This window comes from Aquimarina gracilis, assembly GCF_035285365.1.
Taxonomy (GTDB): domain Bacteria; phylum Bacteroidota; class Bacteroidia; order Flavobacteriales; family Flavobacteriaceae; genus Aquimarina; species Aquimarina gracilis.
Genome location: NZ_JAYKLX010000001.1, coordinates 1 through 11,395, shown reverse-complemented (window position 1 = coordinate 11,395; position 11,395 = coordinate 1). Strand labels below are relative to the sequence as shown.

Here is an 11,395-nt window from a genome sequence, read left to right as displayed (position 1 = left end):
TTGCCGATCCAACAAGATAAGCACTGCCAAACTCTGAAGTTGAATTACTAACCGTTGCCGTTGCCGTTATCATACTTCCTACAGGTATTGATGAGCTTAACGTGATGGTAAAATCAAACCTATTGGTAGTATCTGTATTACCATCGATATCATTGTATAAAGAAATAGTGGCATTGCTATCATCTCAACTTCCTTCTATTGCCGATCCTATAAATACTTGCCCTTCCCCATAATCTCTTGATACACCACCAATTTGATTGCTTCCAGCACTTGCACTTCCTTGGTCGATATCGGTTAAGAAAAGCTCTACAATGGCTCCAGCGCCAACCCATCCTACAACTCGAAGTCTAGTTCCAGAAACGGCTACCGACTCTAAAATTGGAAAGTTAATACTTCCATTAGGTCCAGAAGGGGGAATGCTACTGTCATCATTAAGTGTTACACCATCATTGTTGATGTCAATTCCAAGCGAAGGATTTGTAGCCGAACCATTATTAAAGATAGAATTTTGCGAGATCGTATTTCCCGAAGTTGTACCGCCTGTCAATAGTACTCCAGCTCCGTTATTAGCGTTTATGATATTATTAGAAATTGAAGAGTTGTTGTTTTCCAACCCAATACCCGCATTATCTGTACAACCTGTAGTATCTTGGCCTGATGTTGTAATAGTATTTCCGGTTATAGAAATGCTACCGATAGTATCATTAATACCAAATGCACTTGCGCTATCAATTAAGTTATTTTCTACGGTATTATTTGTTCCTCCTCTTACAAGAATATTACTGTTACAACCATTTTGTCCATTGGCTGTTAGGTGATTGAGAGTTATTGAGGTTGTTGGATTACTCGTGTTATTTAGCCTAATTCCATTTACACGTGTTTGAGAAATGTAGTTTTCGGTAATCGTAGAGGTTCCTCCATTAACTCTTACGCCATGCCGAGTATTTCCTTCAAGAACACCTACTGCATTAAGACCAATTACATTGGCTTGCACTATGACCCCGGACCCCGAGGTTACTCTTACCCCATCGGCACTATTATTATTTCCAAAAATTGCCATGTTCCTAACGGTAACATCATTGGATTGAATATTGAATACATAACCGTTTCCACTTCCTTTCTGAACTTGTATTTCTGGTAAATCATAAGTAGGTAGAGTGACTGCCAAAGTTCCTACTGTGCTTCCGCCCGCACCGATGCTTCCGGTATTTGTATTCCCAGAATAGGCTGTTTGGGTTCTTCCGTCTATTTTGGTATTGGCGCTATTGGTTCCTGTTATTGCAGATAGATTACTATTTGTAAGAATATCAAAATATCCGTCGATAGCATTATATCCTGGATCTGTAGTTCTTCCCAAGGGGTCGGCATTGGTAGGAATCATAAATATCGAAGTATCATCCCCTGCAGCCGGATCAAGTGTAGCATCATTTGGATGTGCTTCGATATCCAATCCTGTTTCATCAAGATTATTCGAATTAATGATAAATTGTTCTAATGATCCTTGGCCGTCTTCATTGGTATTGACGATAGTATTAAAATTAAACCCAAAGTCTAAGTCTACTGCACCTTCGCCACTTATAGAAACCGTTGATACTGTTTGTGCTCCTGCGGGTATTGGATTCCCTATGGTAGTAACGGCTCCGGGATCTTCAGCGGCTGGGTTTGCTCCACCAATTTCATCGGGAATATCACTTAATGTACTTGCGGTGTAATTTCTACGAAAGGTTTGAATGGGTATACATGTTGTGCAAGTGGTTCCGCCTCCTCTTGTTGATCTGACGCTGTTGTTTACTACCCGAACGCTATAATCTCCATCAGCCATTCCGGCAAAAACATATTCACCTGAACTATCTGTTGTTGCGATTAGCTCTAGATTTCCAGAACTATCATACAATTCAACAACTGCATTTTCAATAGGAACTCCGGAAGCTACAGTTTGATCTCGTCCAGATCCACCAGAATAATTAACATCTTCGTAAACGGTTCCAACAATCAAATTACTGGTCACTTTTAAGGCTACTGCATTAAGAATAACAATATCTCCACCAACAGTCACATTTGTAGTTACACTGGTATCACCTGGATCTATAGCACCTGTTATATTATGAGTGTCTAAATCTAAACCATATGAATTAGTGGTATTAACAACTGTTCCTGTTGAGTTATCAAAAATTGTAGAATTAAAAGGATTCTCGGTAGGAGCAATGTTATCGCCATCTCCCTTTAAAGGAACTGGAGTTGGGTCTGAGCTGGTGGTAATTGCTAATTCTTCTCCTCCCGAAAGTCCTTGATCTCCTTCCCAGCTAAGAACTGTAGTTTTGGCACCTACACTACTAATAGCAAAAAGATTATCTACTACATAACTAGAATTAGAATTTTGTTGTCCATTGAATCCATTGTACAAATTAATTCTGCTAGGAGGTAGGGAAGGTTCTGTATAAAAAATCATTAAACTCCATCCACCCAAGGTTGTCGAACCACAATAAAAACCTGTGTTGTTTGTGTTGTCAATATTAAGATCGCTAAAATTATACGTTTCTGTAGAGGGATCAGAAATGCCTTGTATTATGGTAGTAACATCACTTACCATTCCAAAAAATGAGATTTGACTAATAGCGTATTGATTAATTACATCTGCAGTAACATTTTGACCTTCAAAGGTTACATTGGTATCTACTGTATAGTTAGAGTGCGCCCAAAATAGATATGCTTTTTCAATGGTGGCCCCTGCTGGAATAGGTGTAGTTAAAGTACCCGAAGAATTGGTCGTAATGGCACATGGATCTGCATCACTTGTTCTTAAAGTTCCTCCAGCAACAGTATAGTCATAATATCCATTAAATTGATCAAAAAGGGTTAAAGGTGGGTTTTGAGTTATTGAAGAGTCAAAAACTGAAAAACCAAAGAACTCAGATTCATTACCATCATCTGCTTTTGTAACATTCAATACTTCTACACCATCTACTAAAATTCTTACACTGGCGGCTCCATTCCATCCGTCGCCAAAACGATCAGAAATCAGAAGGCCATATCCTCCGTAGTTTAAATCAATCGTACGCGTATTGGTGTAATTTTGAATTCTGGCATTGTTAGCCACATAACAATCACCAGGAACGCATTCTTCAAGTTGAAGAGTACCATCAATACTGAATATTCGTACTCTATTTTCTTCTGCATAATCTGGCCAATCAACCTCTACTGTTACAGTACCTTGTTGTGAAATTACCTTCAAAAAAGGAAATAACAAAAGAATTAAGAATACAAATATCTTACTCGACGTGTGTTTCATAACTTTTTAAAACATTCCAGATGGACTATATTTATTCTTAGTTGTCAAAAATTTTCATCAGGTATTTACAGGGATAATTATTTATAAATGCATCTTAGAGTACATAAATGATTTTTTTGACAAAAAAGAAAGAACGATACTGTCCAAAAGTTTTACCTAAGAGTTATCAAATAACTAACAGGCATACTAATACCATACCTTAGTTTTTAAACACAGGTATGTGTTTGATCAAATAATATAAAGGGGTAATTATTAAGTAAGAATTTCGGTTGACTACAATTTGACGACTTGGTGCCAACTAGATACAAAGGTAAGAATTATATCATGATACATTTTGAGGGAAACCTTAAAAAAGGTGGATTTTATGAGAGATTTCACATAAAATTAAGGTATGGATTTGTTGTTCAATGCGTTAACAAGTGTAGTTTAAATGGGAAAAGATTACCTATTAATATATAGGTATCCCGCCTGGTCCTTTTGTCCATCAATTTTTAGGACATAGTAATACGTTCCTACCGGAAGCTCTTCACCTTTGGCTATAGTAGCTCTTCCTTCAGAAATCCCGCCCCAAGAATTGTCATACCCTTTTTTGTTGTATACCAATACTCCCCAACGGTTGAAAATTGAAAGCTCATTATTAGGAAATTGAGCGATACCTTGTATAATAAAGGTATCATTAAGACCATCACCATTAGGTGAAACTGCCGTAAATATCTCTAAGTCTCCATCCAAAATACGGTCTGAGCTGCCAAAAGTAAGTACTACATAATTATTTGGGATAAATGGATCCGAAGTGATTTCACCATTACTTAAATTTCCTGTAGTTCCGGCATTTCCTAAGTTATCCCACTCGCCAGTAGTCTCGTTCCATCCTACTACTCTAAGACCGTCCAGGTCTTCAACCAGTGTTGGGATATTACTATTGTCATCCCAAGTAAGCGTTACACGAGTTTCGGTATCTCCATCAAGATCCCAAAATTCGAATATACTTACAGCAAATAAAGTAGGAGCACGACTTTCGGTATCAAAACGATCTGAGAAAAAGTTTGGAAAATTAGGATCTTCGAAAAAATATGCTCCTCTGGAAGTATTGGCAGAAGCGCCATCTTGAATTCTCATTGGGCGCAATCTAAAATCATCTCCTATCGGAAATGTAAAATCTAAATCACCAGTTAATGAAGCATACCCATCAACGAAATGTTCGTCATCTTCGCCTGCATAGGGCGCATCGTTTAAATAATCTAAAGAGGTAGTAATGCTTCCTCGATTTCTAGGTGTTTGCACTCTTCCAGTTGTAAATTGTTGAAAATTACGAACACCGGTAGCTACTTCTAAAAAAAGGTCATCAAAGACATCAATTTCCATATTATAGAATACAGGGCGATTGGTTCCAGAAATGGTAAGTCGATCATCGGGACTATAAAAACCTGCAAAACCTTCATTTTGATTAAAGGTTCCGTCATTGATAAGATCCATATGAAAACCAACTTCGCCATCGGTATGTATTTGCAAATTGCCGAAATTGTGAAAGGCTTCTTGACTATAGCTTTTGAATAGCAAAAGTGTTGCAACTACAAATGCTCCTATGTAATGTCCTCTTTTCATCTTAATTCTGTTTTGCTCTATAGGTTATAGTTCTGTTAGTTATAACGGTAGCAGCTCCTGCCGTATAGGCTCCTCCAAATTCTGATGTGGAATTGGTAACTGGGTCTGTTGCAGTAGCTGTTAGTATACTTCCTACGGGAATAGCTGTTCCCAAAGTAATGGTAAAATTAAATCTTTCGGTAGTATCAGTATTTCCATCTACATCATTATAGAGAGAATTGGCTGTATCATTATCGTTTACACTACCTTCGATAACTGTGGTTAGATAGGTTTCTCCTTCACCATAATCTTGAGTAACAGCACCTGAAGGTCCCGTAATTTGATTGTCTCCTACGCTAGCAGAACCCGTACTAAGATCTGACAAAAATACTTCTATTATTGCTCCTGGTCTTGCCCAGCCAACAATTGTGAGTTGATTACCTGATATAGATGCCGATTCAAAAACTGGAAAATTCACATATTCGTTTGGCCCAGTATCACCATCTCCATTATCGTTTAGAGTGACTCCATCACCTGCATTATTTGGGCTTAGGTCAATACCAAGTTGGCCATTCGCATATATAGAATTTTGTGAGATTAAGTTGCCAGACGAAGCATTTTCTTCTATTACTATTCCGTCTTGTACATTATTGTGAATGATATTATTAATGATTTGAAAATTACTACCTCTTACTCGTATTCCTATATCATTGCAAGAGTTGGTGCTAATTCCATTGTTTGAAACTGTGTTTTCAGAAATTATCACCCCATCACTACCTGTTTCACTATCGATACCTACAGAAGCCGCATTTTGAATTAGGTTTCGACGGATTTGTATACCAGATCCAGCGGTAATTCGAATGTTATCATCGCAGTTTGCACTTCCTCCGCTACTAATTCCATTATCTATGATATGATTATTTTGTATCACTGTAGTTGTTCCGCCACTGATTCTAACTCCAGTTCTTTCATTGGCAGAAATGTAATTTGCTTCAACGGTCGCGGTACCTCCTGTAATAAGTACGCCGTCTAGAATATTTTGACCAGCCACAGCATTACCGGTGGCATCAACTCCGATTAAATTTTCAGTTATTGTAGCCGAACCAGATTCTATAGAAATTCCTGCTAGAGCATCTGTATATACTGCAATATTTCTTATCACGATATTATTTGCTTGTACAACCAATGCATTTCCATCATCTTGATGGACTTGAATTTCGGGTAAATTGTAATTAGGTAGTGCATTGGCAGATGTACCTACTGTTGTTCCTCCTGATCCTACGGTTCCTGGATTGGTATCTGTAGTAAATGCGGTTTGTGTTCGACCATCGATAATCGTATTGTTTGCCGTGATTGCCGAAAGTGCATTTCCGGTACCTATAGCTATATCAAAGTAAGAACCAGCTGTAAAACCAGAATCCGATGTTGGGATCATAAATATTGAAGTATCTTCTCCGGCTGCAGGATTCAAAGTACCATCATTTGGATGAACGGCAATATCTAATCCAGTTTCATCTAAATTATTAGAATTTACAATGAATTGTTCTAAAGAACCTTGGCCAGTTTGATTGGTATTTACAATCGTATTGAAGTTAAAGCCAAAATCAAGATCTACTGCTCCTTCACTAGTAATAGTAACATTAGATATGGTTTGAGCCCCAGTTAATGTGCCGGCACCAACTTCTTGTCCTGCCGGATTTGCTCCTCCTATTTCATTAGTAATTTCGGTAATACTGCTCCCCACATAATTTGATCTAAAAGTTTGTACAGGAATACACGTTGTGCAAGTAGAACCACCACCTCGTGTTGATCTTACTGTGGTGTTAATTACGCGAACACTATAATCTCCATTAACCATTCCTCCAAAAACATATTCACCAGAAGCATTTGTTGTGGTGGTTTCAACAAGATTGTTCGAATTGTCGTAGAGCTCAACTGTTACATTTGGAATCGGGATGCCAGAGGAGGTAGTAAGATTACGACCTGTTCCACCTGGGTAATTTATGTCTTCAAACACTGTACCTACTATCAGGTTTCCTGGTACTTTAAGTAATACTGTATTTAATATGGCGAGATCTTGTCCAACTCCTACATTGGTGGTGATTGAATTATCTCCAGGGCTCACAAAAGAAGCCACATTATAAGTGTCGAGATCCAGACCATAGGCTGTTGCATTATTTACAATTGGTGCAACGGTATTGTCAAATATTGTAGAATTAAATGGATTGGCACTTGGAGGACCTGTTGTATTATCTCCATCCCCAAGTAAATTAAAAGTACCGGTTCCAGTGGTTACTGTTAATGATTCATTATTGGCTAATCCTTGGTCACCTTCCCACGAGAGGATGGTAGTTTTGGATCCCGTAGAACCAATGGCAAAAAAACCATCCAATGTATAACTTGTGGTATTGTCTGATTGAGGATCAAAACCATTATACATAGATATACTAGCCGCAGGTAAAGAAGGGTCTGAATAGAAAATCATTAAACTCCATGCACCTAAGACGGTAGTGGTCGTACAATAACTATTATTTGTATCAGTATTGTCTATTACAAGATCGGTTAAGTCATATGTATTGTTAGAAGGATCTGAAATGCCTTGTATTATTGATGTTACATCACTAACCATTCCAAAGAAATTGAGACCTCCACTGGCAGCAACAAAACCTTGTGTTAATTCAGTTGCGGTAACATTTTGACCTTCAAAAGTTACATTTGTATCTTGTGTAAGCGAAGAATGTGCCCATAATAAATATGCTTTCTCTATAGTAGCTGTAGCGGGTATAGGTGATGTAAGTGTACCCGAAGAAGTAGTACTAATATTACAAGGACTGGTATCACTAGTTCTAAAAGTACCCCCTGCAACAGCATAGTCAACATACCCATTAAATTGATCAAAAAGTTCTAAGGGTTGGTTTAAAGGAATAATATCTGTAATGGTGCCTTCTCCTTGAGAATCGACTATAACTACAGATGGATCATTGGAACTTGGGAGATTTACAAAAAAAGATTCTGTTGGTTCTGAAATGATATCATCAAGTATGGGAATTGTAATGGTTCGCGTATCACCACTGGTTCCTGAAAATGTAAGAATTCCGCTTTGACTGGTATAATCTGTCCCACTGGTAGCAGTTCCGTTTACGGTTGTATAGCTTACTGTAAAGTCAGAACTTGCATCCTGTCCAGAATGAGTTACAGTGAAAGTCATAGTTCCAGCATCTTCGTTCACCGTAACATCATCTATAGTTATAACTGGGGCGTTAGCTGTAATAGAAATGTCATCAATACCTGCCTCCACGATATCCCCAGTACTGGGGCCATCTGCTGCTTGCATTCGTATTTGGAGATTGGATCCCGCAGGAATTGTAACACCTGGGCTTTGAGTCCATGCAGGATTGGAAGTGACATCTCCTATGGAAACAATAGAAGTAAAGTTGGTTCCACCGTCAACAGAATATTCTAATAAAAAGAAATCTCCGGTATCATCTCCAGCATCACGTTGTCCAAAGAAATACCACATAGATAAAGTAGATTCTACAGCAACACTATACACTGGGGATAGTAATATAGCTGTTCCACCATCGACATCATCGGTTCCATCGGCTCCTGTTGGATTGGCACCAGTAAACACCGCATTAACTCCGGTTGGAGTATGATCGTCTTCTAATTGCCAATTGGTACCTACAGGATTTCCAATTACATAATTACCAGCAGTTTGATTACCTGCTGTTGTCCAACCAGCGGCACCGGCTTCAAAATCTTCGAAAATATCTTGTGATCTTAATCCTGCACCTGTTAGAAGCAAAGCAAAGCCAAGTATTACATAAAATCGTATGTTATAATGAATTTTCATCAATACTTGTATCTTTTTACTTCACTACGAATACTACATTAATTATAGTATTGTCGTCGGTTGGTTGCCCTATAATATCATAGGTCATTACACCTAATTCAGTAATAGAGATATTTCTAAAAATAGTATCGTCTGCATAGGTTACATAATAATAGAGCTCATCGGCATCATAAACCGGTATTCTTGGCGGGGCTCCATTACTTACTGCAGATAATATTGTTCCCGGTGGGTTAAGTGAATATTGATCTAAATAAGCTTGATATAAATCTATTGTTTCTCCATTCACATTAACAGATGCGTCAATCTCAATAGATGGTGGGAAGAACACACGTCCGGCTTTTGATGTAATAGGGGCTATCGCTTGTATTACTTCCTGAACATCGGTTTCAGGTGCTGGGGTAATAAAAATAGGTGTTGTACCCGTACCGGCGGCAGAGTCATAATTTACATCAATTGTGGGGTCTCTAAGTTCTACTTCATCATCAAATTGATCGTCGGTTGCTATTTGCCATCCATTGGTAGTCCCAGTATATCTATAAATCTCTTCATCATCTAAATTAAATACTACTGAACCTATTTGGGGATTAAGAATATTATTTATTTCTGTCAAATCTGTAGCCTGAGGTAAACCCATTAAAGCGCCTGCATCATTGGGACCAATTTGTCCATGAATGTTTAAAGACAGAATGAAAATTGATATTATGAGGGGTAACTTTTTCATCTTAAATAACGTGTTTAAAGTACTATTTATTTATTACGGAAGTCTGATTACGGTAAACATAAACTCTAGATCGATATCATCTTTTTGAGTAGTTCCGTTATCACTATCTCCAATATTGACAAAGAATCCACCCGCCGTTTGAGAGTAATAGGTTATTCCTGGATCGTCATAATCTTGACCAGTATTTCCTGGACAATCTCCTGCACAGTCTGCAATGGTTAATTGAATAATATAATTAGAATTTGTCAAAGCAGGTAAATCTGTACCAAAGGTTATTTGATAATCTCCTTCGGTTCCACCACCAGAACCGCCATTATTTGTAGTAACCTTTGTGACAGTAGCATTGAATATAGCACCAGTATTAACAGTCCCATCTGCATTTACTTTTCCGGCCGCATAAATAGTTGGTACCGCTTGTAAATAGGCACCTCCGTTGGCACCAACTGTAATTTGGTTATCTGCTTCTGCAGCTACTACTTGAGCGGTGCTATCATTTCCATTTTCATCGGTATAGGTAATTTCTCCTGTTGTACTCGTATCATCTTGTGATAGAGAAGTTACAGTTTCATTTATGGTAACATCTGTTCCTGCTTCGTTTGTATACGTAGCGATAGTTCTTGCCGTTGTAGCTGTAACTTCAGTATCGGTATTATCAGTAGCTTGAGTTATACTTGTATTTTCATTAATATCAGCCAATGCAATCGCTACGGTGCTACCATCCGAATCGGTTAAGATTAAGTTGGTACCATCTTCAGTAAGACTAGCATTGGTAGTATTAGTATCAATATCAGCCAGAGCAATGGAAACCGTACTACCATCGGAATCAGTGATGATAAGGTTAGTTCCGTCTTCAGTTACACTTGCATTGGTAGTATTGGTGTCAATATCAGCAAGAGCAATAGAAACCGTACTACCATCAGAGTCAGTGATGATAAGGTTAGTTCCATCTTCAGTAAGACTAGCATTGGTAGTGTTGGTATCAATATCAGCCAGAGCAATAGAAACCGTACTACCATCGGAATCAGTGATGATAAGGTTAGTTCCATCTTCAGTTACACTTGCATTGGTAGTATTAGTATCAATATCAGCCAGAGCAATAGAAACTGTACTACCATCGGAATCAGTGATGATAAGGTTAGTTCCGTCTTCAGTAAGACTTGCATTGGTTGTATTGGTGTCAATATCAGCTAACGCAATCGCTACGGTGCTACCATCCGAATCGGTTAAGATCAAGTTGGTACCATCTTCAGTAAGACTTGCGTTCGTAGTGTTGGTATCAATATCAGCTAACGCAATCGCTACGGTGCTACCATCCGAATCGGTTAAGATCAAGTTGGTACCATCTTCAGTAAGACTTGCGTTCGTAGTGTTGGTATCAATATCAGCTAACGCAATCGCTACGGTGCTACCATCCGAATCGGTTAAGATTAAGTTGGTACCATCTTCAGTAAGACTTGCGTTCGTAGTGTTGGTGTCAATATCAGCCAGAGCAATGGAAACCGTACTACCATCAGAATCAGTGATGATAAGGTTAGTTCCATCTTCAGTTACACTTGCATTGGTAGTATTAGTATCAATATCAGCCAGAGCAATAGAAACTGTACTACCATCGGAATCAGTGATGATAAGGTTAGTTCCGTCTTCAGTAAGACTTGCATTGGTTGTATTGGTGTCAATATCAGCTAACGCAATCGCTACGGTGCTACCATCCGAATCGGTTAAGATCAAGTTGGTACCATCTTCAGTAAGACTTGCGTTCGTAGTGTTGGTATCAATATCAGCTAATGCAATCGCTACGGTGCTACCATCCGAATCGGTTAAGATTAAGTTGGTACCATCTTCAGTAAGACTTGCGTTCGTAGTGTTGGTATCAATATCAGCAAGAGCAATAGAAACCGTACTACCATCGGAATCAGTGATGATAAGGTTAGTTCCGTCTTCAGTAAGA

Annotated in this window: 5 protein-coding genes; all 5 read right to left on the bottom strand. The window is 38.4% G+C overall.

Annotated features, from left to right (window positions below):
- Positions 1 to 184: 184 nt before the first annotated feature.
- Positions 185 to 3,289 (bottom strand): beta strand repeat-containing protein, encoded by a 3,105-nt coding sequence (locus tag U6A24_RS00025; protein WP_324177877.1) that lies wholly within the window; start codon positions 3,287 to 3,289, stop codon positions 185 to 187.
- A gap of 441 nt (positions 3,290 to 3,730) precedes the next feature.
- A complete protein-coding gene (locus tag U6A24_RS00020) occupies positions 3,731 to 4,894 on the bottom strand; it encodes a gliding motility-associated C-terminal domain-containing protein (protein ID WP_324177876.1) in 1,164 nt (387 codons plus the stop codon).
- A gap of 1 nt (position 4,895) precedes the next feature.
- Positions 4,896 to 8,726 (bottom strand): beta strand repeat-containing protein, encoded by a 3,831-nt coding sequence (locus tag U6A24_RS00015; RefSeq protein ID WP_324177875.1) that lies wholly within the window; start codon positions 8,724 to 8,726, stop codon positions 4,896 to 4,898.
- A gap of 16 nt (positions 8,727 to 8,742) precedes the next feature.
- A complete protein-coding gene (locus tag U6A24_RS00010; RefSeq protein WP_324177874.1) occupies positions 8,743 to 9,447 on the bottom strand; it encodes a hypothetical protein in 705 nt (234 codons plus the stop codon).
- A gap of 33 nt (positions 9,448 to 9,480) precedes the next feature.
- Positions 9,481 to 11,395 (bottom strand): beta strand repeat-containing protein (locus U6A24_RS00005; RefSeq protein WP_324177873.1); only part of this gene is annotated, 1,915 nt, incomplete at its 5' end.

Coding starts and splice junctions, on each gene's coding strand:
- U6A24_RS00025 (WP_324177877.1), bottom strand. CDS start 3,289: ATGAAACACACGTCGAGTAAGATATTTGTATTCTTAATTCTTTTGTTA.
- U6A24_RS00020 (WP_324177876.1), bottom strand. CDS start 4,894: ATGAAAAGAGGACATTACATAGGAGCATTTGTAGTTGCAACACTTTTG.
- U6A24_RS00015 (WP_324177875.1), bottom strand. CDS start 8,726: ATGAAAATTCATTATAACATACGATTTTATGTAATACTTGGCTTTGCT.
- U6A24_RS00010 (WP_324177874.1), bottom strand. CDS start 9,447: ATGAAAAAGTTACCCCTCATAATATCAATTTTCATTCTGTCTTTAAAC.